We start from the raw sequence: 23,201 nt of genomic DNA, 5'->3' as shown, positions 1-23,201 counted from the left end.
GGCCTTCTCCGAAAGGATTTTCAAGATCATGGCAGACGACAAGATTCATGACACGGCAGCCGGCGGCAACCCGCGCATCGAACTCCTGCTCGTCGGCATGAACGGTGATCTGCGCGGGAAGCAGATTCCGCTCGATGCCCAAAAGAAAATCTGGGCAGGGGAAGTCCGCCTTCCCTCTTCGACGCAATCCCTCGATGTCTGGGGCGATGACAACGACGACATCACCGGGCTCTCGCTTTCCGTCGGCGATCCGGATGGCAGTTGCATTCCGGACAAGCGCAGCCTGGCGCCGATGCCATGGGCGCCCGAAGGTTCGATGCAGGTCCTTGCTACAATGCATGAATTCGACGGCACGCCGAGCTTCATGGACCCCCGCGCTATCCTTGCATCCGTGTTGAAGCGGTATGAAGAACGCGGCCTGACGCCTGTTGTCGCTACCGAACTCGAATTCTATGTCGTCGAGCCGAATTGGCGTGAGACAGGCCGACCTTCACCACCCGCCAATCTCACCTATCGCGGCGAACCGAACGGCTTCCAGCTTTACGACATGACCGCCGTCGATGCGCTCGACGACTATCTGCAGACCGTGCGCGCCTATGCCAGGGCGCAGGGATTGCCGGCTGATGCGACAACGGCGGAGTTCGGCCCCGGGCAGTTCGAGATCAACTTGCTGCACCGGCCCGATGCTCTCGCCGCGGCCGACGACTGCATCTATCTGAAGCGTATTGTGGAGCAGGCGGCGCGTAAGCACGGACTGAAATCCACCTGCATGGCGAAGCCCTACTCGGACCATGCCGGCTCTGGACTTCATGTGCATGCCAGCGTCATCGACAAGGATGGGAGGAATATTCTCGATGCCAAAGGCGACGACCCGCGGAGGCTGAAATCCCTCTGTGCCGGGCTGCTTCAAACCATGCGGGATGCGCAACTCGTCTTCGCACCGTTCGCTAACTCCTATCGCCGTTTCCAGCCTGGATCGTTTGCGCCCGTCGACCTGACCTGGGGATACGGTCACCGTGGCACAGCTGTCCGCATCCCGGATCTGAATGGCCCGGCTGCTCGCATCGAACACCGTGTGGCTGGCGCCGATGCCAACCCCTATCTGCTGCTAGCCGCGATTCTGGGCAGCATGTTGCTCGGCATCGATTCCGAACTCGATCCCGGCGAGGAAACTACGCCGTCGCATATGCCTCGACACACGACGCAACTAACCCACGATTTTCTGACGGCGGTCGACGCCTTCCGCGTCTCGCCGTTCATCGCCGACATATTCGGTGAGCGCTACCAGAAGCTCTACGGCGACACGAAACGCAAAGAGGCCATCACCTACCTGCGCACCGTCTCGGACTTCGACTACCGCACCTACCTGCCGCGCCTCTAGTTTGCAGATTCGCGGCGCTCGGATTGCTCCACCTGCGCGGCGAGCCCCTGTTTCACCAGCACCTTCAACTCGCCAGGATGCAGCTTCAGCGCCACGTCACGCGCAAGCGGCAGTAATTCGCCGTCCATCACGCAGTTTGCCTTGGCACGAAGCTTGGGGAAATGGAGGTGAACTTCGGCCGGATGCATGATCATCACGTCGGCATTTTCCCTCACCTTGCCTCTCAGCAGATCAATCGCCAAGCGGGCGACGCCGAGCGGCTTCAGCGGCTTGGCGGTATAGAAGCCCAGTTCACCGCTGGTAAGGCTGTCGGCATAAAGCAAAGCGTTCTGGCCGAAAGGGTTGTTTGAGACCGAGATTGCGGAAACCCGGCGGCGCTCGCGAACGCCCCCGGCTTCAAAATCGACCTCGAACTCGGGCGGATTTAGTATGACGCCGCAGGCGGCCCGTAAGCTTGCCCTCATCTTTCCGAACCGCGAGCGATACGTGTAAGAATCTCGATAGCGTACCATGCGCGCATGGAGCCCGGCCGAGAACTGATGAATGAACGGTCGACCGTTGGCGCTGGCTATATCGACGTGATCGACTTCGCCAAATGCAAGTGTCTCAAGCGCCTGCCATATATCGAGGGGAACACGCAAGGAACGGGCGAAAAGGTTCATTGTGCCCGCCGGCACGACGCCGAGCGCGACACCATTCTTCCAGGCGATCGACGCAGCTGCCGATATCGTCCCGTCACCACCGCCGGCAACGATGCCATCGATGTCGTCGCGGCGCGCCGCGCGCTCCATGGCGGGCACGATCTCCTTGCCGGAGAAGACGATTGCATCGAAATCGTGACCAGCCTCTCGGAAGATTGCTTCGGCCCGTCTTTCATAGGCTTCCATATCGGTGGTCCTAAACGTCCCACCGTCTCGATTGAAAAAGCCAATTAGTTTCATCAGGTTCCCGTTAGTCCTTGGCGACAGGCAAAGCCTGCCGGCGCTGCTAGAGATGGTTCCTGCAGCGGCGATTTCAAGCTGAGGCGCACCGCGCGGCCCCGCGGGAGAGGAGATAGAGCCAGCAAATTTGCAAGGGACGTATGCATATCAGGGGACGCTGCACTGCAGAAAACGCACTCGACCTACAGGAGTCTATCATTGATAGATGGGATAGTGGAGCTTTGTCCCCATCTCCCTTCATCTCCGGCCTACCGGTCACGGCTGCATCGCGCCCCGCCCCGTATGTCGCCTATCGAATGCCAAGGAGCGCGTCTTGAGCCAGGTCGCCGTAAACGATTCCATTGACACGAGCTCTGTGGTCGAAGCCCCATCGCCGATGGCCATCGCGCTCGTGCAACTGGCGCTCGCCTGCGGCGGCTTTGGCATTGGCACCGGCGAATTCGCGATCATGGGTCTTTTGCCTAACGTCGCCGACACCTTCTCCGTGACGACGCCGCAGGCAGGCTATGTGATCAGCGCCTATGCGCTTGGTGTCGTTGTGGGCGCCCCCGTCATTGCGGTTCTTGCTGCGAAAATGGCGCGACGCTCATTGCTCCTGCTCGTCATGGGCATCTTTGCGATCGGCAACATCTTGAGCGCGATGGCCCCAACCTTCGATAGCTTCACGGTGATGCGTTTCGTAACAGGCCTGCCGCACGGAGCCTACTTCGGCGTTGCCGCGATCGTCGCCGCATCCATGGTGCCCACGCACAAGCGTGCTCGCGCCGTCGGTCGCGTCATGCTCGGGTTGACGGTCGCGACACTGCTGGGAACGCCACTCGCCACTGTGTTCGGGCAGTCTCTCAACTGGCGGCTTGCCTTTACGATCGTTGGAATCATCGGCCTGCTGACGGTAGCGCTGATCTGGTACTACGTGCCGCGCGACCGCGTCGCCGAGGGTGCAAGCTTCAAGCGAGAGCTCGGCGCCTTCAAGCGACCGCAGGTTCTGCTGACCCTCGCTACGGCATCTGTTGGCTTCGGCGGGATGTTTGCCATGTTCAGCTACATCGCGCCTACGACGACGCAGGTGGCGATGCTGCCGGAAAGCATGGTCGCCGTGATGCTCATCATCTTCGGCATCGGCATGAATGTCGGCAATGTCGTCGGCTCCTGGCTTGCCGACAAATCGCTGATGGGCACGATCGGCGGCAGCCTTGTATTCAACATCGTCGTGCTGAGCCTGTTCTCCATGACGGCCACCGATCCCTTCATGCTGGCGCTTTGCGTGTTCTGCATCGGTTGCGGCTTTGCTGCTGGTCCCGCTGTCCAGACCCGACTGATGGATGTCGCAGCGGATGCGCAGACGCTCGCTGCGGCATCTCACCACTCCGCATTCAACATCGCGAATGCGCTCGGCGCATGGCTCGGTGGCCTGGTCATCGCAGAGGGCTATGGTTTCGCCGCCACCGGCTATGTCGGCGCGATCCTGTCGTTTATCGGCATCTTTGTGTTCGCAGCGTCTCTAAGCCTCGACCGCCACAACCGCTGATGCCGCTGAAACATCCGGCATGCCGCGCCGAGGGTGCGGCATTCTGGCACCAAGCACCTCAAGCGCTTGACTTTTTTGCCAATTGAGACCACCTACAACCTTACGCGGATCGCGTCTGTTTTCCGCGGATATCAACGGAGCCATCATCACGATGCCAAGCGACAGTAGCAGTCGATTGCCTTTGCCGTACGCGGCCCTCGTGCTGACCTGACTCCTGTCGGGCTCGCCCGTCGGTCGCTACGGCGGATCGACGGAAAGGCGAGCCTATGAACATCAATCGCTTCCCACTGCGGGCGGGCCATGCTGCTCGTTTCTTCAGCAGCGACCACCTCGGCCCGATCACCACGGCTGAGCGCGTCGAGCAGCTGAACGCACTTGAAATTTCCGAAGCCGCAGCGATTCTGGTTACGCTGCCGCAACAGAAGGCCGTGCGCATTCTCGGACGCCCCGAGTTGCATCACGCAGCCGCGATCCTTGCTGACATGCCGACCGAGCATGCCGCACGGCTGCTTAATGCCTTAGCGAACGACCGCGTTGCCGACCTCTTTCAGGAGATGAACGAGGGGGGCCGCGCCCACCTCTTCTCACGGCTGGATCGCACGACCTGTCTCGCCGTCCAGCATCTGATGGGTTATCCGCCCCACACGGCCGGCAGCATCATGACGACGGAATTCGTCAGCGTGCCCGACACCTGGACGGTCGAACAGACGCTGGAGCATGTGCGCAAGGTCGAGCGTTCGCGCGAGACGGTCTATGCCATCTACGTCCTTGACGCCGTCAGCCGCGAGCTGACGAGCGTCGTCACGTTGCGCCGTCTCATCACAGGCGATCCCAGTGATTCCGTTCTGACGGTTGCGCAGAAGGAAGGGGTTGTGCGTGCCGATCCGCTGATGACGCAGGAAGATGTCGCCCGGCTGATCCGCAAGCATAATCTGCTCGCCCTGCCCGTCGCCAGCGAGGACGGCCACATGCTCGGCATCGTCACGGTCGATGACGTGATCGACACGATGATCGCCGACCAGACGGAAGACGCCCAGAAGTTCGGCGGTATGGAAGCACTCGGCAAGCCTTATATGAAGATCGGCTTTGCCGGCATGATCCGCAAGCGTGCGGGCTGGCTCTGCGCCCTCTTCCTCGGTGAAATGCTGACGGCAAGCGCGATGCAGCATTTCGAAGGCGAGTTGGAGAGGGCGATCGTGCTGACACTGTTCGTGCCGCTAATCATGAGCTCCGGCGGTAACAGCGGTTCGCAGGCGACGTCGCTGATCATTCGGGCGCTGGCGCTTGGCGAGCTGAAGCTTTCCGATTGGTGGCGCGTACTGCTGCGCGAACTGCCGACCGGCATCGTGCTTGGTACGATTCTCGGACTGGTCGGCTTCGCCCGCATCGTGCTCTGGCAGAACATCGGGCTATATGACTACGGCGAGCACTGGGTTCTGGTCGGTGCTACGATCTTTGCCGCCCTGATCGGCATCGTCACCTTTGGCTCGCTGGCGGGCTCCATGCTGCCCTTCATCCTGCAGAGGCTGCGGCTCGATCCGGCAAGCGCCTCCGCCCCGTTCGTCGCGACGCTCGTTGATGTGAGCGGGCTGGTAATCTACTTCTCGGTCGCGCTGCTGATCCTCAGCGGCACGCTTCTCTAAGCAGGAAACGGGGCCTGATCCGCCCCGTCTTCATTTCGGCTCGGGCAGCTTCAACGCTCCATGGGTTTTCATGCTGCGAATGGCGAAGTTCGAGCGGATGTCACTGACATTCGGCAAGGTCAGCAGCGTGTCTGTCAGCAACCGCTCATAGGCCGTGAGGTCCTCGACCACGACCTCGGCCAGGAAGTCCGCCGTTCCTGAGATCAGGAAGCACGAGACCACTTCGGGAATGGCGAGCAATGCCGCTTCCTGCGCCTGCGCATTCTCGCGGCTGTGATGGGCGACCTTGAGCTCGACGAAAACCGTCAGGCCAAGACCGACTTCCTTGCGGTCGATGTCGGCGCGGTAACCGCGAATGACACCGGTCTTTTCGAGGTTGCGGATTCGACGCAGGCAGGGCGACGGCGACAGGTTGACCTTTTCGGCAATCTCCACGTTCGTTGCCCGCGCATCCTCCTGCAGGCACTTCAATATCGCCAGATCGAATTTATCAAGATTTGGCATGATCGAAAAAATCTCCCTGGTCTTTTGGCATATAGTTGCTCACACTAGTATTCTGGCGGCACAAATAGCAAGGACATGCCTCGCCGTTTCCGCCTACTCTTCTCTCAACCGGATAGCAGTCCGCACGATCACAAGAGGAGAGATCGATGAGCGTCGTTGCCTTCACCAATGAAAAACCCACCTCGACGTCAGTCGGATATGCGGGCGCCGTTGTCACAGTCCTGATCTGGGCGACGTGGATCCTGGCGACCCGCCACAGCGTGGCGACACAGCTTGGGACGATCGACATCGGCCTGATTCGCTACGGCATTCCGGCGCTCGTTCTGGCACCCGTCTGGCTGAAGACCGGACTGCTGCCGAAGGGTGTGCCGCTTGGACTGCTAGCTACGATGGTCGCTGGCGCGGGCGCCGTATTCTTCCAGCTGACCACGTCGGCCATTCACTCCACCCCGGCATCTGCGGCCGGCATTCTGCTCGGCGGCTCCATGCCGCTGGCAACTGCTTTGATTGGCGTCATTGTCTTCCGGGAACGGCCTGATGTCATGCGCGTGTTCGGCCTGGCCGCAATCGTCGCGGGCGTCGCCATCCTGCTGGTTCGCGGCCTTGCCGGCGCGACCCTGCCGTGGAGCGGCTTCGTGCTGCTGCCGATGGGAGCAATTCTCTGGGCAAGCTACACACATGCCTTCCACCGCTCCGGCCTGACTGCCGTGCAGGCCAGCGCACTCATCGCGGTCTGGTCCTTCCTGATACATATCGCTCTGGCCATCGTCTTCGGCACGTCGATCGCTAGCGCGCCATTAGGCGAAATCGGGCTGCAGGTGTTGAGCCAGGGCGTTCTTTCCGGTCTTGCCGCGACCGTCGCCTATGGTCTCGCTGTTCACGCGCTTGGCGGCACACAGGCAGCGGCCTTCACCGCGATCACGCCGGTCCTGGCAACGATCGGCGGCGGCATGCTGCTGGGTGAGGAAATCGGCATCGCAGAGATTGCCGCGGCCATTATCACCGGACTCGGCGTAGCGCTCTCAACCGGTATTGCGTCGCGCCGATAGCAGTACCCCCCCGCGGTTTGAGCCGGCGCCAATCCGCCGGTTCATTCTATTGTCAGTCAGGCGTCGCTATAATCTCAAAGGGTGCGAATCATCGCGACGCGCCGTTCCGCGTCCATCCCGACAGCGACTTCGTGATCCAGTTTTTTCCGTAGGAACTGAGGTAAGACTTCGGCGCTCGGTAGCACAAAGCCGAGGGAAGCATAGAAAGGCGCGTTGAATGGAACGTGGCGATCAGTGGTCAGCGTCAGAGACGATAGTTGGCGTCGCCGGGCCATGTCGATCGCAGCCGACATCAGATGCCGCCCTACACCTCTGCGCTGGCAATTCCGGCAGACGTCCAGTTCGATCACATAGAGCGTGCCCTCGATCTCGTCCGCCGCGAGAAAGCCAACCGGACGATCGTCGTCATCAGCGGCAACGAGCAGCAGGCTCGCGTCGAGCGATCCTCGCAATACGTCCTGCGATAGCGCGTGCGCTTCCCTGGCAACACCGAGCGCCTCCGCAAGCGTCGCGAAGGCGTCGATTTCGATCTCAGTCAGGCGCGGCAGTTCATTGAGACGCGCCTGCCGTATGATGCAGGCACTACTCATGCCTGCCTCTTACATATTCGGATAGACCGGCCCCTCGCCGCCCTGCGGCGGCACCCAGTTGATGTTCTGGTTGGGATCCTTGATGTCGCAGGTCTTGCAGTGGACGCAGTTCTGGGCGTTGATGACATAGGTCTCCTTGCCATCCTTCTCCACCCATTCATAAACGCCGGCCGGACAGTAGCGGGTCGAGGGACCGGCATAGATGTCGTGCTCCGACGATAGCTGCAGGCCTAAGTCCTTCACCTTGAGGTGCACCGGCTGGTCTTCCTCGTGATTGGTGTTCGACAAAAACACCGAGGAGAGACGGTCGAAGGTGAGAACCCCGTCGGGCTTCGGATAGGCGATCGGCTTGTGCTTCGAAGCCGGTTCCAGCGAGGCGGCATCGGTCTTGCCGTGCTTCAGCGTACCGAAGAGCGAAAGGCCGAAGAGCTGGTTCGTCCACATGTCGAGACCGCCAAGCGCCACGCCGATCGCCGTGCCAAACTTCGACCACAGCGGCTTGACGTTGCGCACCTTCTTCAGATCCTTGCCGATGTCGCTCGAACGCCAGTCGTTCTCGATCTCGACCACTTCATCGTTAGCGCGGCCGGCGGCGATCGCAGCCGCGATGCGGTCTGCCGCCATCATCCCCGACAGCACGGCATTGTGGCTGCCCTTGATGCGCGGCACGTTGACGAAGCCGGCCGAGCAGCCGATCAGCGCCCCGCCCGGGAAGGAGAGCTTCGGCACCGACTGCCAGCCGCCCTCGGTGATCGCACGCGCACCGTAAGACAGCCGCTTGCCGCCCTCGAAGGTGGTGCGAATGGCCGGATGCGTCTTGAAGCGCTGAAACTCCTCGAAGGGATAGAGATACGGGTTCTTGTAGTTCAGGTGGACGACGAAGCCGACGGCCACGAGGTTGTCCTCGAGGTGATAGAGGAAGGAGCCACCGCCGGTCTTCATGCCAAGCGGCCAGCCGAAGGAGTGCTGCACGAGGCCTCGGCGGTGGTGCTCTGGCTTGACCTGCCAGAGCTCCTTGATACCGATACCGAATTTCTGCGGCTCGCGATCCCTGGAGAGATCGAACTTGGCGATCAGCTGCTTGGCGAGCGAGCCGCGGACACCCTCGCCGATCAGCACATATTTGCCTGTTAGCGCCATGCCGCGCGTGTAGTTCGGGCCGGGCTCGCCGCTCTTCTCGATGCCCATGTCGCCGGTGGCGACACCGATGACCGCCCCTTCGTCGTTGTAGAGCACTTCGGTCGCGGCAAAGCCCGGATAGATCTCGACGCCGAGTTCTTCCGCCTTGGTGGCCAGCCACCGACAGACGTTACCAAGCGACACGATATAGTTGCCGTGGTTGCTCATCAGCGGCGGCATCAGGGCATTCGGCAGACGGACCGAGCCGGCCGGGCCGAGCACCAGGAAGTGGTCGTCGGTCACCTCGGTCTTGAACGGATGATCGGCCTCTTCGCGCCAGCCAGGCAGCAGACGGTCGATACCAACAGGATCGACGACGGCACCCGACAGGATATGGGCGCCGACTTCAGCCCCCTTCTCGAGCACGACGACCGACAGTTCCGGATTGACCTGCTTCAGACGGATCGCAGCCGACAATCCCGCAGGACCGCCACCGACGATCACAACGTCGAATTCCATGCTCTCGCGTTCGGGCAGTTCAGTCGTATCGGTCATGCATCCATCTCCGCTCGGCCGACATTGCGGCCATATTCCCCGTGATCGGGTTATGTCTTGTCAAAACAGAGGGCTATTGTCGAGCCGGGAAACGACAGCGAATCCCCCAATTCGCGCAACAGCATTCCTAGGGCCAAATAATTATATTCATCTTACGTAAACGTCAAACAATAAACAAATGGCGCACGCCGCTTTCGTCTCCGGTCGGCGCGCCGTATAGAGAGACCGACGACTGGAGGAATTTGGCATGGATCTCGGCATCAAAGGCAAGCGCGCACTCGTTCTGGCATCGTCGCGCGGATTGGGGCATGGCATCGCCGTAGCTTTGGCGCGTGAGGGTGCGAATGTTCTGCTTTGCGGGCGCAGTGGCGAGACGCTGGAGGCAAACTGCCGCGCCATCAATGCCGAAGGACATGGCAAGGCGGATTGGATCTGGGCCAATCTCTCCGATGAGAACTTCGTGGAGACCGTAACCGCCGCCGCGTACGACAAGCTTGGCGGCGTCGATATCCTCGTCAACAACACCGGCGGCCCGACACCGGGGACGACGCAGGATATGACGCCCGAGAAGCTGGAAACCTATTTCTTCTCCATGGTCCTGCGTGTGATTACGCTCACCAATGCTCTGCTGCCATCTATGAAGGAACAAGGCTGGGGGCGCATTCTCACCGTCGCATCGTCGGGCGTCATCGAACCGATCGCCAACCTCGCGCTTTCGAACACGCTGCGCCCCGCCCTCGCCGGTTGGAGCAAGACGCTGGCAACGGAGATCGGGCGCTTTGGAATCACCTCAAACCTGCTACTTCCCGGTAGCATCCTGACGGATCGCCTTGACGATCTCGACGGCGCCGCTGCCAAGCGGACCGGTAAGAGCCTCGATGAAATCCGGTCCGCAAAGCAAGCCGCGATTCCGATGGGCCGCTACGGAACGGTCGAGGAGTTCGCTGCGACCGCCGCCTTTCTTTGCAGCCAGCCGGCGAGCTACATTACCGGCAGTCTTGTGCGCTGCGATGGCGGAGCGGCGCGATCCGTCTGATTGAAAAGGAAAATTCCCAAAAGTGTGGGCTACCCCACATTGCCGATGCTCAAGAAATATCATTTAAGCATATTCTTTCATTACAAAAATTTAAGCCATTATAACCACTTAGTGATGGTCGGTCCGATAATTGTGTCTTTTTTGCGCCGTAATAAACGTGGTTCAATAGAGCCTGGATTTCCGCGCAACTTGCCCCAAACCGGTCCTGCATATGAAAAAATTATTTGTCACAGTCTGCATCGTCGCTGCCGCCGCCGTTGGCGTATGGCAATACAGGGAACGCGTCCCTTACCTTTCGCAATTTCTACCCAAGGCACAGCAGCAGGCAGATGCCGCCGATAGCGGCCACCAGACGGCGGGCAGTGCATCGCAGTCCGGTGACCAGAAGGGCGGCGGCAAGGGTCGCAACCGCAACGGCGGACCAACACTGGTCAAGACTGTTGCAGCGGTGAAGACTACCCTGCCCCGAGACGTCACGGCTTCCGGCTGGGCTGATGCGGACGACAACACGACGATCGCGGCCCAGGAACAGGGGATCGTTACGAAGATCCTCGCATCGGACGGCGCCACCATGAAACAGGGAGACCTGATCGCCGAGCTTGATGCACGCACGGCACAGGCAACGGTCGACAAGGACAGCGCCATGGTCGTCCGCGACCAAGCCACCCTGGCGGAAGCGGAAACGGCGCTGGCGCGCGCCAATGACCTGCTAAGCTCGAAGGCCGGCACACAGCAAAGCTACGATCAGGCGAAGGCGGCGCGCGACACAGCGGCGGCCACGGTTCAGGCGGATAAGGCAGCGCTCGCCGCCGATCAGGTCCTGCTTGAGCATACCGATATCCGCGCACCCTTCGACGGACGCCTGGGCGATATCTCGGTGAGCCCGGGCGCCTTTGTGAACGCCGGCTCGGCGATCGTGACGATCGCAAAGTACGATCCGATCTATGTGAAATTCCACCTTCAGGAACGGGACCTGAGGCAATTGAAGCTTGCCCTCGCCGCAGGGCCGGTTGATGTCAGCACGGTTCCCCAGTCCGACAAGGGCAAGCCACATCAAGGCCATATCAGCTTCTACGACAACACCGTCGACCCAGCGTCCGGCACCATCCTCGCGAAGGCAAAGTTTGAGAACGCGACGGGCGCGCTATGGCCCGGCCAGTCGGTCAACATCGTTGTCCACTTCAACAACAATGAGCAGCAGGTCGTGGTCCCGACCGTTGCCGTCAGCCCGGGCGCCGACGGCTTCTTCGCGCTTGTGGTGCGCGATGGCAAGGCTCAGGTGACCCCGGTCACTGTGGCCCGCGCGAACGGCGGCTTCAGCGCCATCTCACAGGGCCTTTCCGAGGGTGATCACGTCATCATCGAGGGACAGGCGCAGCTGGTTGATCAGCAGCCGGTGAAGGAACAGTTCGACGACAAGGCTTTGAACGTCGCCTCCGCGGACCAGGCCGTGGGTAAGACCGAAACCATCACAGCGGGCACGGAAGAATGATACCGAATTTCTGTATTCGACGTCCTGTCGCGACCACGCTACTTGCCATCGGCGTCGTGCTTGCCGGTCTTGCAGGCTATCAGCTGGTACCAGTGGCAGCCCTGCCGCAGGTCGATTTCCCGACGATCAACGTTTCGGCGGCGCTGACAGGCGCCTCGCCGCAGACGATGGCGACCTCGGTTGCGACGCCGCTGATTAAGCAGTTCCAGACCATTCCCGGCATCAGCGAAATCAGCGCCACAAACTCGCTCGGCAATACGAGCATTGTTCTGCAGTTCGACCTCAACCGCAACATCGACGCGGCGGCGGCGGACGTTCAGGCAGCAATCTCGCACGCGACGCGGCAGTTACCCGATAACATGACGACGCCGCCAAGCTACCGGAAAACGAACCCCGCCGATGCGCCGGTCATGCTGCTTGCCGTGCAGAGCGATACCATGCCGCGTAGCAAGCTCGATGAGATTGCCGAGGACATTATCTCGCCGTCCCTTTCGACCCTTCCGGGCGTCGCCGAGGTTTCGGTATTCGGTGCACAAACCTATGCGGTCCGCGTCGAGGTTGATCCAAGCAAGCTTCTCAACCGCGGCATCGGCATCGACACGGTTAACCAGGCGCTGGTCGCGGCCAACAGCCAGGTTCCCGTCGGCTCTCTGCAGAACGACACCCAGAGCATGACGATCAATGCCAACACCCAGCGTACCAACGCCGACGAATTCCGCACGCTCGTTATTGCCAATCCAAACGGCGCGCCGATCCATCTCGGCGATGTTGCCGACGTGCAAGACAGCGTCGAAAATCTGAATACCGGCAGCTGGTACGATGGCAACCGCGGCATCATTCTTGCCATTCAACGTCAGCCCGATGCGAACACCGTTGAGGTTGTCGACGCGATCAGAGCGAAGTTGCCGGGCCTGCATGCAGAGATTCCGGCCTCCGTTTCAACGAAGGTCATGAATGACTCCGCGCAACCAATCAAGGACGCGATAGCGGACGTTAAATTCACGCTCCTTCTGACGATTGGCCTCGTCGTCCTGGTTATCTATCTCTTCACCGGCCATCTGACGGCGACAATCATTCCTGGGCTCGCCGTACCGCTATCGCTGATCTCCACCTTCGGCATGATGTACGTGCTCGGCTACAGTATCGATAATATCTCATTGCTCGGACTGACGCTTGCCGTCGGCCTTGTGGTCGATGACGCGATTGTCATGCTGGAAAACATTCTCCGGCATGTCGAGGAGGGAATGCCGGTTCTCGATGCGGCCATCAAGGGTGCAGGCGAAGTGAGCTACACGATCGTCTCGATGTCGGTTTCGCTGATCGCCGTTTTCATCCCGATCCTGCTGATGGGCGGCGTCGTCGGCCGTATCTTCAACGAGTTCGGTATGGTCGTTGCCATTGCGATCGTCGCCTCTGCAATCGTTTCGCTCACGGTGACGCCGATGTTGGCGTCGCGCCTCGGCAGCGCCCACGAGCGGCCGCCGTTCCTCATCCGCTGGTTCGACGCCGGTTTCGAGCGGACGCTCAGAGGCTACGAGAGATCGGTCGGCTGGTGCCTGAAGCACCGCCCGACGGTTCTTGCACTGTTCGTGGCGTCTGTCGGGTTGACCATCTACCTGTTCATGACGCTGCCCTCGAGCTTCTTCCCCACCGAGGATATCGGCCGGTTGAGCATCACGACGCGCGCCCGTCAGGACATTTCCTATCCAGCAATGCAGGCACTGCAGAACCAGGCCGCGGCACTCGTGAAGCAAAACCCCGCTGTCAACCACGTGATGTCGATTGTCGGCGGCAATGCACGCAGCCCGCTCAACAACGGCACCATGTACGTCGAGCTCAAGGACAAGGATCAGCGTCCGCCGCTTGATCAGACCTTGAGGGAGTTGCGAGCGAGCATCAGCAAGATTCCGGGCCTTCAGGCATACATAACGCCGCAGCAGAGCCTTCGCTTCGGCGGCCGCCAGACAGCAAGCCAATACCAGTTGGTCGTCCAGGCACTAAGCGCCGATCAGACGAACATCTGGGCAAATAAGATCCAGCAGGCGATGCGCGCCGACCCCCGTTTCACTGACGTGGCTTCCGATGCGCAGAACAACGCATTGCAAGCCAATATCGTCGTTGACACCGAAAAGGCGGCCGCCTTCGGCATCACCGACGGACAGTTGCGTACGACGCTGCAGGAAGCCTTTGGCGGATATACGGCGGCTCAGATCCAGTCGACCGGCGACAGCTATGACGTGATTGTGGAATATGACACCAGCAAGCCATGGGACGATCAGAAGCTTCAGGAAATCCGCGTCGCGTCCAACAGTGGCGGCGCCCTGGTTCCCTTGTCGAACTTTGCGACGGTCCAGCGCACGACAGGGCCAGTGACCATCAACCAGACCGGCCAGCTTGTCTCAACAACGGTGTCGTTCAATCTGCCTGCAGGTGAAGCGCTCGGCGACGCAACGGCTGCGATGGACCAGATCAAGAAAGACATCAACATGCCCGCGGACGTCTTCACGTCCTACGGCGGCACCGCGCAGATATTCCAGCAGTCTCAGGGCAACACCCCGCTGCTGATCTTGGCGGCTGTGCTGACGATCTATGTTGTGCTGGGCGTTCTCTACGAAAGCTTCATCCACCCGTTGACGATTCTTTCAGGCCTGCCGGCCGCGGCACTCGGCGCCTTGCTGGCACTGAAGATAATGGGCTTTGATCTTTCGATCATCGCTCTCATCGGCCTGCTGATGCTGATCGGCATCTTCAAGAAGAACGCGATCATGATGATCGACGTGGCATTGGAGAACCTGCGCTCAGGCAGCGGCATGTCGCCCTCGGAAGCGATCCACGAAGCCTGCGTCCGACGTTTCCGCCCGATCATGATGACGACCTTCTGCGCCCTCCTCGGCGCACTTCCGATCGCTCTCGGGAGTGGTGCAAGCTCGGAACTTCGCCAACCACTCGGCATTGCCGTTGTCGGCGGTCTTGTCGTATCGCAAGCGCTAACGTTGTTCATCACCCCGGTAATTTTCGTCGAGATGGGCAAGCTCAGCGATTGGCTCCTCAGCCTCGGGCGCAAGAAGAAAACCACGCACAGTGAGGAAATGCCTCAGGCCATAGCGGCCGAGTAAAGAACGAGCGGGCGCCATTGGCGCCCGCAGCATTTTTCGCCTTCAAGCCTTGAATAAAGGCGGCCCCTGTGGCATCACGCGCCCTCCTTGAATTCGGGCGCGTCGTTCCGCGCCTTTTGCGGAGGCTGACCTCCGATCTCAAAACATAATCGGCAGAGTGAGGTGCGAGCATGGCTCAGGCGCTGGGATTCGACTTCGGCACAACGAACACGGTTTTGGCCACGGCAGACGGGCAGACAACCCATTCAATGGCCTTCACCAGTGCCGCCGGCAACGCCGATAGCATGCGCACTGCCTTGTCTTTCATGAAGGATTCGCAACTCGGCGCATCCGCGCTGAAGGTCGAGGCAGGACACGCCGCAATCCGGCAATTCATCGACAATCCCGGCGATTGCCGGTTCCTGCAGTCGATCAAGACCTTTGCGGCAAGCGGGCTCTTTCAGGGCACCCTGATCTACGCAAAGCGCCACAGCTTCGAGGATCTGATGGAGGTCTTCATCCGTCGCCTGCGCAACTATGCCGGCGACAACTGGCCGTCAGATGTTATCCGCATCGTTACCGGTCGTCCGGTGCATTTCGCCGGCGCGAACCCGGATCCTGCGCTGGCGACCGAGCGCTATAACGAGGCACTTTCCCGCTTCGGTTTTCCAGAGGTTCACTACGTCTATGAGCCGGTGGCCGCTGCGTTCTACTTTGCGCAAAACCTGAAGTCCGATGCCACCGTGCTGGTCGCCGACTTTGGCGGCGGTACGACCGACTATTCGCTGATCCGGTTCGAAACAGTTGGCGGAAAGCTGACTGCAACTCCGATCGGCCATTCGGGTGTCGGGATCGCCGGCGACCACTTCGACTATCGCATGATCGACAACATCGTTGCGCCGCAGATCGGCAAGGGGAGTCATTTCAAGAGCTTCGACAAGATCCTTGAAGTTCCGACAAACTACTATTCGAGCTTCGGTCGCTGGAACCAGCTCTCGATCTTCAAGACATCGCGCGAATTCGAGGATCTCAAGAAGCTCGTGCGCACGGCACTCGAACCCGAAAAGCTTGAGGCCTTCATCGACCTTGTCGATCACGACGAAGGCTACCCGCTCTATCAAGCTGTTTCGGCAACGAAGATGGCGCTCTCGGCCGCCGATGAGGCTGCCTTCGACTTCGCCCCTCTCGGCCGCGGAGGTCACCGGACCATCAGGCGCGCCGACTTCGAGAGCTGGATTGCAGATGATCTCGCGCGGATCGAAGGCGCCCTTGATGACGTCCTGGAAAAGACAAACACGACATCCGGTATGATCGATAAGGTGTTCCTCACCGGCGGCACGTCGTTCGTGCCGGCTGTGCGCCGCATTTTCACCGAGCGCTTCGACGCAGACTGTATCGAGACCGGTGGCGAACTGCTATCCATCGCCCATGGGTTGGCACTGATCGGCGAACGCGAGGACATCACGCAATGGACAGTGCAATAGGTCGGCTAGCGGCCAGAGCGCTCTTTCATTGACGTCCCGGCTTCGCTAAAGTCGCCGTCATGATCTCCGTCAACGAACTCTCTCCGGGCGAACTCGCCGCGCTTTTGCATTTCCATGCGGAAGCCGGCGTCGAGTGGTTGCTCGAGGAGGAAGCCGTCGACCGCTTCGCCGAGTTCGAGGCAATGAAGGCGGCGCGACGGAGTGCGGGCTCCTCCCCGCAGGCCACCGAAGCCCGGGAAACCTCGCCACGCCCGGCGGCCCAGGCGACGCAAAGAAATGCCCCTGCCCCCGAGCGCACGGCTCAACGACCGCAACCGTCGATCCCCGATGGCGAGGCCGTTCAGCAGGCGCGCTTCGCGGCTGAGAGCGCCCGTTCGCTGCCGGAGCTGAAAACGGCGATCGAGGCATTCAATGGATGCAATCTCAAGCACAGTGCACGCTCGACGATCTTCGCCAGCGGAGATGCGGCAAGCGGGATCATGGTGATCGGTTCAGCGCCGGGCGCTGACGATGACCGTGAAGGTCAACCCTTTTCCGGGCGACCTGGGCAACTGCTCGACAAGATGCTCGCGGCAATCGGTCTGCAGCGCGATACCATATTGCTGACGCAGGTCATTCCCTGGCGACCACCCGGCAACCGCATTGCGTCGACCGCCGAGATGGATATCTGCCGTCCTTTCATCGAGCGGCAGATCGCGCTTGCCGAGCCCAAGGCAATTCTCGTGCTCGGCAATTTTGCTGCCCGGGTCTTTTTCGGGGAGAACGATACGATTCACGGTCTGCGTGGGCAATGGCGGGAGATCGCGGTCGGGAACGGCGTCGTTCCTGCGATCGCGACCTTGCATCCACAAGATCTATTGACGGCCCCCATCAACAAGCGTCTGGCCTGGAACGATCTTTTGGCTTTTCAGGCCAAACTGGCAGCACTGTAATCTGCTCTCAAAATGGGCAATTATAAATGCTTTATGAAAACATCTATGCGATTTACGCATATCTGCCCCTTATTCTAACGCATTGAAAACCTCATGTTGCAGTGCAATATTGTGGTGTGTCTTGGGAGGAATCAACAGGAACCAAGGCAATGACTGCACGTTTTCGTCCTATCCACTGCGGGTTTGAAACCCTTCGCCTTGCCAATGAGCAGGGTCGCACAACGCAAAGCTACAGCCGCATCGGCTTCGCCACGAACGAACAAATGGTTGCTCGCGGCACCGGCGCAGGCGGCCGCATCGCGCGCCCCGCCGCGATCTTTGCGGATTTTCAGCAATACTGAGGTCGAGGCTGGCATTTGCTGGCCTCTTGTCTCATTGCTTGGCCGATCACAAATCGCCATCCCCCGCCGATCGGCCTATCGCGTCCCCCAGTGGAACGCTTCGTCGACATACGCGAACTTGATCGCTTGCCACTTGCAGTATTGTTCGACGAATGAGCGCGACATCCAGAGTACGGGCTTCTTGTCGGTCGTATCCCAGCCAATGCATCCTTGCTGCGCTGCCTTTGCAAAAAGCCGCTGCAAGTGGGTGCGCGATATCATGAAGTCCGCCGCAAGAGCGCGGCTGTCGACATGACCGACCACAACACGCTTGGGGTCATCTCCTTGTAAATCCATTCGGGATACCAGGTGATCGACGATCAGACCGCCGGCGTCGTTCCACAGGAAAAGCGCCACATGATCTGTGGGTTCCCGCCACCGCGGATCTTCAAGACAATTGCGCGCGATACGCGGTTGAAGGATTCGAATTAATTCCTTGTGAGCCTCAACATGGGCAACCCGGTTTCCACCGTCCACCAAATCAAGAGCTCCCAGGTTCGAGACGAGCCATCCAAACATCGCGTGATGACTGGTCTCTGCCGGCTCGAAGTGGCGGGGACGACGGCGCTCCGCCCCTGGCTCGTAGGCTATGAAGCGGTAGGTGAGGAGTTCCTCGATGAAGCTCAGCACGGTGTTGCGGCTGGCCGCCTTGCGGGATGTGATCTCGCCCGTCAGCCGAACGGCCGTGAACCCCGAAGTCGGATCAGCGGAATTACGCTCCATAGCGAGGGCATAGGCAGTCTGCGTCAGCAGCCAGCGTTGCTGGGAAGCAAGCAACCGTGCCAGTCGCGGGCCAGCATCGAACATGCTGCGCATTCGCCCCGCGTGGAAACGAATGGCAAGGATGAATTTCGGATTCGCAACCAAGTCTTCGGCACTAAAAGGCATTTTTCACCCGACGCGCACTCATCCGTTGCAGCAACCAGCCGGTACAACAACGTCTGGTTTCCTCAACATGCGCATTCGCGAATAAATGAAACTTCGTCAAGTTCATAGAGCGCAACAACCGTTCGGATGTCGTCACTATTCGTTGGATTTCTCCCGTAGTGCGCGAGAAATCCGGCAAGACATCAGAAAGCTCTTATGTTCGTTTTCAAGCTCTTTGGGCATGATTTTTCCTTTTCGACTTTGGCGGCGAAAGCACATGCGTGAAGCTGGTGGACAAAGGAGGAGACAGGGGGCATTTTGACGACGGCTGGCATACTCTTATGCGCGGGTTGGGTGCCGCATTTCCGTTTGTTCGTCTGGGGCTACCTCGGTCTAAAGTCGGGCGTGGACAATGTCCGCCACATTCAGCTTCGACGTATCCAAGCCGATGAATGTTACGCTATTCTCTTTCATGGTTCGCCCTCGCTTAAGCGTGGGGCTCGGCTCCGGCCTATCCAGAGCAATCCCCGAAATCAGCTTAGCGCCGGGGCGGGCCACCTTCACCCTTGGAACATAAGGTCTAGATTGACGCGGCTTTCACGATCCTGCTTGGCGCGCGGCGCGCCGCTCCAGGTCGAGTTGGTGTTCGCGGTAGATGATGAATATCCCGGCAGCCACGACAATCGCAGTGCCTACTAGCGTGCTGCGCCCAGGCACATCGCCAAACACAAAATACGCAATGACGCCGCCGATTACGATCGACGTGTACTCGAACGGAGCGACCGTCGAGACGTCCGCGTGTCGATAGCTCTCCGTCAACAGGATCTGCGCCACGCCACCACAGAAACCGGCTGCAATGAGAAACAACTGCGGCCCCAGATCAAGGAACTGCCAGCCGAACGGCACCGTTACGAATGAAAAAACCGTCGCCGTAATCGAAAAATAGAGGACGATCGTCGCCGTCTTCTCTTCCTCTACCAATCGCCGCACCTGGATCATCGCCATACCGCCCAGCACGGAGGCCATCAGCACGGAGATCGCACCAATCGCCTGCTCGGCATGAACGCCGCCCTCGCGAAAAAGCGTGAGCTTCGGCCAGGATATGATGGCGACACCCACCATTCCGAAAAACACCGCGCTCCAACGGTAGATGCGCACGGTCTCCCCGAGGAACAGTGCGGCAAAAATCACGGCGACAAGCGGCATAGCGTAACCGAGCGCAATCGCCTCTGGCAGCGGCAGATGCAGCAGCCCGTAGAAGCCCAGTCCCATGGAGATGATGCCGAGCGTTCCCCTCTTCAGGTGACCGACCGGATTGGTCGTGTAGAATGCCGATCGCAACTGGCCCTGATAGCCGAGGTAAGCCATGATCGGAAACAATGCGAAGAAGGAGCGGCAGAAGGTCACCTGCCCTGGCGGAATGTCGCTGCCGGCGAGCTTGATGAAGGTCTGCATCGCAAGAAAGACAACCACCGAGCTGACTTTAAGCGCAATGCCCCTCATCGGGTTTCCCGTAGCCGGCCGCATGTCTTGAACTCTTGTATTGCTGTTTGGAGGCAGGAGGACGCGCCAGACTCGACGCACCCTGACTGTGACAGCCGTCGCGCCGAATGAACAGATGGAAAATTGGAAAGTTTCCTGATGATCGAACAAGCTACGTGGATCAGCAGGACTCCGGTTCAAATCCTGCTCACGGATCCGCCCAAATATAGCCGCGCCCGGCACCTCCAAATCTTCCGCGGCCGTCATTTCGCTTTAACTTTGGTTCAGACTTTAATGTAATCATGCCGTCAAAATTTGTTGTGGAGTGCCCACTCCGCTTACGACGCAGTCATCCGCTCAAGGTCTTCAGGGAACACCATGCGTACAGATACCGGCCAGGTCATCAATCTGGCAGACTACCAGCCCACCGAATTCGTTCTGGAACGCGTGGATCTCACCTTCGAACTTGATCCCACAGCAACGAGGGTCGAAGCACGACTGATCTTCCACCGCCGCGAAGGCTCAGATCCCAAGGCTCCGCTGGTGCTCGACGGCGATGAGCTGGTGCTTTCTGGACTGTTGTTCGACCAGATGGAGATGTCGGCGGAGCAATACACGGCGACGCCTGAAAGCCTGACGGTCCGCGATCTGCCCGCATCCGAACCTTTCGAACTGACGATCACGACGATCATCAACCCCCAAGCCAACACGCAGCTGATGGGCCTCTACCGCACCGGCGGTATCTACTGCACGCAGTGCGAAGCCGAAGGCTTCCGGCGCATCACCTATTTCCCGGACCGCCCCGACGTCCTGGCGCCGTATAGTGTCAACATCATTGCAGACAAGGCGGCCAATCCGCTGCTGCTATCGAACGGCAATTTCCTCGGTGGCGCCGGCTATGGCGAAGGTAAGCATTTTGCCGCCTGGTTCGACCCGCACCCGAAGCCGAGCTATCTCTTCGCGCTGGTCGCAGGCGATCTCGGCGTCATCGAAGATACGTTCACGACCATGTCCGGTCGCGAGGTCGCGCTGAAGATCTATGTCGAGCATGGCAAAGAGCCCCGCGCCGCCTATGCGATGGACGCGCTGAAGCGGTCGATGAAGTGGGACGAGGACGTCTTCGGACGCGAATATGATCTCGACATCTTCATGATCGTCGCCGTCTCCGACTTCAACATGGGCGCCATGGAGAACAAAGGGCTCAATGTCTTCAACGACAAGTACGTCCTTGCCGATCCTGAAACGGCCACGGATAGCGATTACGCGAACATCGAAGCGATCATCGCCCACGAATACTTCCATAACTGGACCGGCAACCGCATCACCTGCCGGGACTGGTTCCAGCTCTGCCTGAAGGAAGGACTGACCGTCTATCGCGATCACGAGTTCTCGGCCGATCAGCGCTCGCGCCCTGTGAAGCGCATCGCTGAGGTCCGCCACCTGAAATCCGAACAGTTCCCGGAGGATGCAGGTCCGCTCGCGCATCCGGTGCGGCCCACGAAGTATCGCGAGATCAATAACTTCTACACGACGACCGTCTACGAGAAGGGCAGCGAAGTCACGCGTATGATCGCGACACTGCTCGGCAAGGACACTTTCAAGAAGGGCATGGACCTCTACTTCGATCGTCACGACGGCCAAGCTGTGACGATCGAGGACTTCGTCAAATGCTTCGAGGACACGAGCGGGCGCGACCTCGCACAGTTCTCGCTCTGGTACCATCAGGCGGGCACACCGCTGGTCACTGCATCGGGCTCCTACGACGCAGCTGCAAAGACCTTCAGCCTTTCGCTGGAGCAAATGATCCCTGCGACGCCCGGTCAGGTGGAGAAGAAGCCGATGCACATCCCGCTGAGTCTGCAGCTCTTCGCGGAAGATGGGGCCACCATAGCTCCGGCCTCCGTCGACGGTGCGGAATATGCCGGCAACGTTTTGCATCTCACCGAACGCACGCAAACGGTCGCATTTCAAGGCATCCCATCGCGGCCTGTGGTCTCGATCAATCGCAGTTTCTCCGCACCGATCAATCTCCATTTCGACCAGTCGCCCGCCGACTTGGCGCTGCTTGCACGCCACGAGACGGACCATTTCGCCCGCTGGCAGGCCCTGACCGAGCTTGCGCTCCCGAACCTCCTGAACGCGGCGCGCGATGCCCGCGAAGGAAAGACTGTCGGCTCTGAAACAACATTCGTCGACACCCTTTTGGCCGCCGCGGCCGACGAAAGCCTCGAGCCCGCCTTCCGCGCCCAAGCCCTCGCCCTGCCGAGTGAAGCTGATATCGCCCGCGAACTTGGAGGCAACAACGATCCGGACGCGATCCATACCGGACGCCAGGCGGTGATGAAACAAGTCGCGGACGCCGGACGGGACACGTTCGTTGCACTCTACGACTCCATGACGACGCCGGGCGCTTTCAGCCCCGACGCCACGAGTGCCGGCCGCCGCGCGCTGCGCAATGCTGCGCTGACCTACCTCGCTTACGCCGAGAATTCGCCGGCACGCGCCAGAGCTGCCTTCGATGCCGCCAACAACATGACTGACTTGTTGCATGCATTGACGGTTCTTGCGCATCGCTTCCCGGACAGCGCCGAAACTGCCGCGGCATTGTCGGCCTTCAAGGATCGCTTCTCAGAGAACGCGCTTGTCGTAGACAAATGGTTTTCCGTCCAAGCCACCATACCGGGCGTAGGTACGCTTGATCGGGTGCAAGAACTGATGGAGAACCCTCTGTTCAAGAGGACCAATCCCAACCGGGTCCGTTCGCTGATCGGGACCTTCGCTTTTGCAAATCCGACTGGCTTCGGCCGTGCCGACGGCGAGGGCTACCGCTTCCTCGCGCATGAGATTCTCGACATTGATCAGCGCAACCCTCAGTTGGCCGCCCGCATTCTGACGTCAATGCGTTCCTGGCGCTCCCTCGAGCCGGTTCGGCAGGATCATGCGCGCGCCGCCCTGCTGGAAATCGAACGGGCCACCGAGCTTTCGACCGACGTCCGCGACATTGTCGAACGCACTCTGAAAGGGTGATTTGCCGTCGATTGCTGGTGCGACACTTGCAGCGGCAATCCGACCGCCAAAGAAAATTCAGCATCTAGAATCGGTTAACAGATTTTTACCTTTTCC

The 23,201-nt window shown here is 60.0% G+C and carries 17 protein-coding genes; 11 read left to right on the top strand and 6 right to left on the bottom strand.

Features of this window, described 5'->3' with window-relative positions; genetic code table 11:
- Positions 1-28 precede the first annotated feature (28 nt).
- Positions 29-1,381 (top strand): glutamine synthetase family protein, encoded by a 1,353-nt coding sequence (locus tag ATY80_RS17105; RefSeq protein WP_088693596.1) that lies wholly within the window; start codon positions 29-31, stop codon positions 1,379-1,381.
- Here the strand turns inward: ATY80_RS17105 and ATY80_RS17100 are convergent.
- Positions 1,378-2,322 carry a diacylglycerol kinase family protein gene (locus ATY80_RS17100; RefSeq protein WP_088693569.1) on the bottom strand — a complete coding sequence of 315 codons (945 nt, stop codon included), beginning with the start codon at positions 2,320-2,322 and terminating at the stop codon, positions 1,378-1,380. The genes ATY80_RS17105 and ATY80_RS17100 overlap by 4 nt on opposite strands.
- A gap of 313 nt (positions 2,323-2,635) precedes the next feature.
- Here ATY80_RS17100 and ATY80_RS17095 point away from each other — a divergent pair, with 313 nt between their 5' ends.
- Both ATY80_RS17095 and mgtE read left to right on the top strand, forming a co-directional pair.
- On the top strand, positions 2,636-3,850 hold the full coding sequence (locus ATY80_RS17095) for an MFS transporter (RefSeq protein WP_088693568.1): 1,215 nt from the start codon (positions 2,636-2,638) through the stop codon (positions 3,848-3,850).
- A gap of 266 nt (positions 3,851-4,116) precedes the next feature.
- Positions 4,117-5,493 (top strand): magnesium transporter, encoded by a 1,377-nt coding sequence (mgtE, locus tag ATY80_RS17090; protein WP_088693567.1) that lies wholly within the window; start codon positions 4,117-4,119, stop codon positions 5,491-5,493.
- A gap of 30 nt (positions 5,494-5,523) precedes the next feature.
- Here mgtE and ATY80_RS17085 read toward each other — a convergent pair whose 3' ends face one another.
- Positions 5,524-5,997, bottom strand: coding sequence for an Lrp/AsnC family transcriptional regulator (locus ATY80_RS17085; RefSeq protein WP_088693566.1), 474 nt, complete (start codon positions 5,995-5,997; stop codon positions 5,524-5,526).
- 146 nt (positions 5,998-6,143) lie between these two features.
- Here ATY80_RS17085 and ATY80_RS17080 point away from each other — a divergent pair, with 146 nt between their 5' ends.
- Positions 6,144-7,046: a DMT family transporter gene (locus ATY80_RS17080; RefSeq protein ID WP_088693565.1), complete on the top strand. Its 903-nt coding sequence runs from the start codon at positions 6,144-6,146 to the stop codon at positions 7,044-7,046.
- A 74-nt stretch (positions 7,047-7,120) separates the two neighbouring features.
- Here ATY80_RS17080 and ATY80_RS17075 read toward each other — a convergent pair whose 3' ends face one another.
- Positions 7,121-7,636, bottom strand: a complete 516-nt coding sequence (locus ATY80_RS17075) for a GNAT family N-acetyltransferase (RefSeq protein ID WP_088693564.1) — start codon at positions 7,634-7,636, stop codon at positions 7,121-7,123.
- Between the two features lie 9 nt (positions 7,637-7,645).
- Positions 7,646-9,310, bottom strand: a complete 1,665-nt coding sequence (locus tag ATY80_RS17070; RefSeq protein WP_088693563.1) for an electron transfer flavoprotein-ubiquinone oxidoreductase — start codon at positions 9,308-9,310, stop codon at positions 7,646-7,648.
- A gap of 247 nt (positions 9,311-9,557) precedes the next feature.
- Between ATY80_RS17070 and ATY80_RS17065 the strand changes: the two genes are divergently transcribed.
- The 6 genes from ATY80_RS17065 (at position 9,558) to ATY80_RS17040 (ending at position 17,690) form a co-directional block, all read left to right on the top strand.
- Positions 9,558-10,346: an SDR family oxidoreductase gene (locus tag ATY80_RS17065; protein WP_088693562.1), complete on the top strand. Its 789-nt coding sequence runs from the start codon at positions 9,558-9,560 to the stop codon at positions 10,344-10,346.
- A 211-nt stretch (positions 10,347-10,557) separates the two neighbouring features.
- A complete protein-coding gene (locus tag ATY80_RS17060) occupies positions 10,558-11,838 on the top strand; it encodes an efflux RND transporter periplasmic adaptor subunit (protein WP_088693561.1) in 1,281 nt (426 codons plus the stop codon).
- On the top strand, positions 11,835-14,954 hold the full coding sequence (locus ATY80_RS17055; RefSeq protein WP_088693560.1) for an efflux RND transporter permease subunit: 3,120 nt from the start codon (positions 11,835-11,837) through the stop codon (positions 14,952-14,954). The genes ATY80_RS17060 and ATY80_RS17055 overlap by 4 nt, the downstream gene beginning before the upstream one ends.
- Before the next feature lie 170 nt (positions 14,955-15,124).
- The gene (locus tag ATY80_RS17050; RefSeq protein WP_088693559.1) at positions 15,125-16,417 is read left to right on the top strand and encodes an Hsp70 family protein; all 1,293 of its coding nucleotides are present in this window, start codon (positions 15,125-15,127) and stop codon (positions 16,415-16,417) included.
- A 59-nt stretch (positions 16,418-16,476) separates the two neighbouring features.
- Entirely contained in the window at positions 16,477-17,349 is an 873-nt protein-coding gene (locus ATY80_RS17045) for a uracil-DNA glycosylase (protein ID WP_088693558.1), read from the top strand.
- A 149-nt stretch (positions 17,350-17,498) separates the two neighbouring features.
- Complete coding sequence (locus ATY80_RS17040) at positions 17,499-17,690, top strand: hypothetical protein (protein WP_088693557.1); 192 nt, start codon at positions 17,499-17,501, stop codon at positions 17,688-17,690.
- A gap of 75 nt (positions 17,691-17,765) precedes the next feature.
- Here the strand turns inward: ATY80_RS17040 and ATY80_RS17035 are convergent, their stop codons facing one another.
- Both ATY80_RS17035 and ATY80_RS17030 read right to left on the bottom strand, forming a co-directional pair.
- Positions 17,766-18,617 (bottom strand): hypothetical protein, encoded by an 852-nt coding sequence (locus tag ATY80_RS17035; protein ID WP_088693556.1) that lies wholly within the window; start codon positions 18,615-18,617, stop codon positions 17,766-17,768.
- Positions 18,618-19,193: 576 nt separating this feature from the next.
- Positions 19,194-20,123 carry a DMT family transporter gene (locus ATY80_RS17030; RefSeq protein ID WP_088693555.1) on the bottom strand — a complete coding sequence of 310 codons (930 nt, stop codon included), beginning with the start codon at positions 20,121-20,123 and terminating at the stop codon, positions 19,194-19,196.
- Between the two features lie 333 nt (positions 20,124-20,456).
- Here ATY80_RS17030 and pepN point away from each other — a divergent pair, with 333 nt between their 5' ends.
- Positions 20,457-23,105, top strand: coding sequence for an aminopeptidase N (gene pepN, locus ATY80_RS17025; protein ID WP_088693554.1), 2,649 nt, complete (start codon positions 20,457-20,459; stop codon positions 23,103-23,105).
- Positions 23,106-23,201: the final 96 nt, after the last annotated feature.

The organism is Rhizobium sp. R711, assembly GCF_002211365.1.
Lineage (GTDB): Bacteria > Pseudomonadota > Alphaproteobacteria > Rhizobiales > Rhizobiaceae > Rhizobium.
Note: the sequence above shows the minus strand (reverse complement) of the source record. Positions and strands in the feature narration are given on the sequence as shown.

Excerpts from the sequence above, each read along its gene's own strand:
- ATY80_RS17040 (WP_088693557.1), top strand. The coding sequence starts at position 17,499 with ATGACTGCACGTTTTCGTCCTATCCACTGCGGGTTTGAAACCCTTCGC.
- ATY80_RS17030 (WP_088693555.1), bottom strand. The coding sequence starts at position 20,123 with ATGCGGCCGGCTACGGGAAACCCGATGAGGGGCATTGCGCTTAAAGTC.
- ATY80_RS17065 (WP_088693562.1), top strand. The coding sequence starts at position 9,558 with ATGGATCTCGGCATCAAAGGCAAGCGCGCACTCGTTCTGGCATCGTCG.
- ATY80_RS17070 (WP_088693563.1), bottom strand. The coding sequence starts at position 9,310 with ATGACCGATACGACTGAACTGCCCGAACGCGAGAGCATGGAATTCGAC.
- ATY80_RS17060 (WP_088693561.1), top strand. The coding sequence starts at position 10,558 with ATGAAAAAATTATTTGTCACAGTCTGCATCGTCGCTGCCGCCGCCGTT.
- ATY80_RS17080 (WP_088693565.1), top strand. The coding sequence starts at position 6,144 with ATGAGCGTCGTTGCCTTCACCAATGAAAAACCCACCTCGACGTCAGTC.
- pepN (WP_088693554.1), top strand. The coding sequence starts at position 20,457 with ATGCGTACAGATACCGGCCAGGTCATCAATCTGGCAGACTACCAGCCC.
- ATY80_RS17045 (WP_088693558.1), top strand. The coding sequence starts at position 16,477 with ATGATCTCCGTCAACGAACTCTCTCCGGGCGAACTCGCCGCGCTTTTG.
- ATY80_RS17055 (WP_088693560.1), top strand. The coding sequence starts at position 11,835 with ATGATACCGAATTTCTGTATTCGACGTCCTGTCGCGACCACGCTACTT.
- ATY80_RS17075 (WP_088693564.1), bottom strand. The coding sequence starts at position 7,636 with ATGAGTAGTGCCTGCATCATACGGCAGGCGCGTCTCAATGAACTGCCG.
- mgtE (WP_088693567.1), top strand. The coding sequence starts at position 4,117 with ATGAACATCAATCGCTTCCCACTGCGGGCGGGCCATGCTGCTCGTTTC.
- ATY80_RS17100 (WP_088693569.1), bottom strand. The coding sequence starts at position 2,322 with ATGAAACTAATTGGCTTTTTCAATCGAGACGGTGGGACGTTTAGGACC.
- ATY80_RS17105 (WP_088693596.1), top strand. The coding sequence starts at position 29 with ATGGCAGACGACAAGATTCATGACACGGCAGCCGGCGGCAACCCGCGC.
- ATY80_RS17085 (WP_088693566.1), bottom strand. The coding sequence starts at position 5,997 with ATGCCAAATCTTGATAAATTCGATCTGGCGATATTGAAGTGCCTGCAG.
- ATY80_RS17050 (WP_088693559.1), top strand. The coding sequence starts at position 15,125 with ATGGCTCAGGCGCTGGGATTCGACTTCGGCACAACGAACACGGTTTTG.
- ATY80_RS17035 (WP_088693556.1), bottom strand. The coding sequence starts at position 18,617 with ATGCCTTTTAGTGCCGAAGACTTGGTTGCGAATCCGAAATTCATCCTT.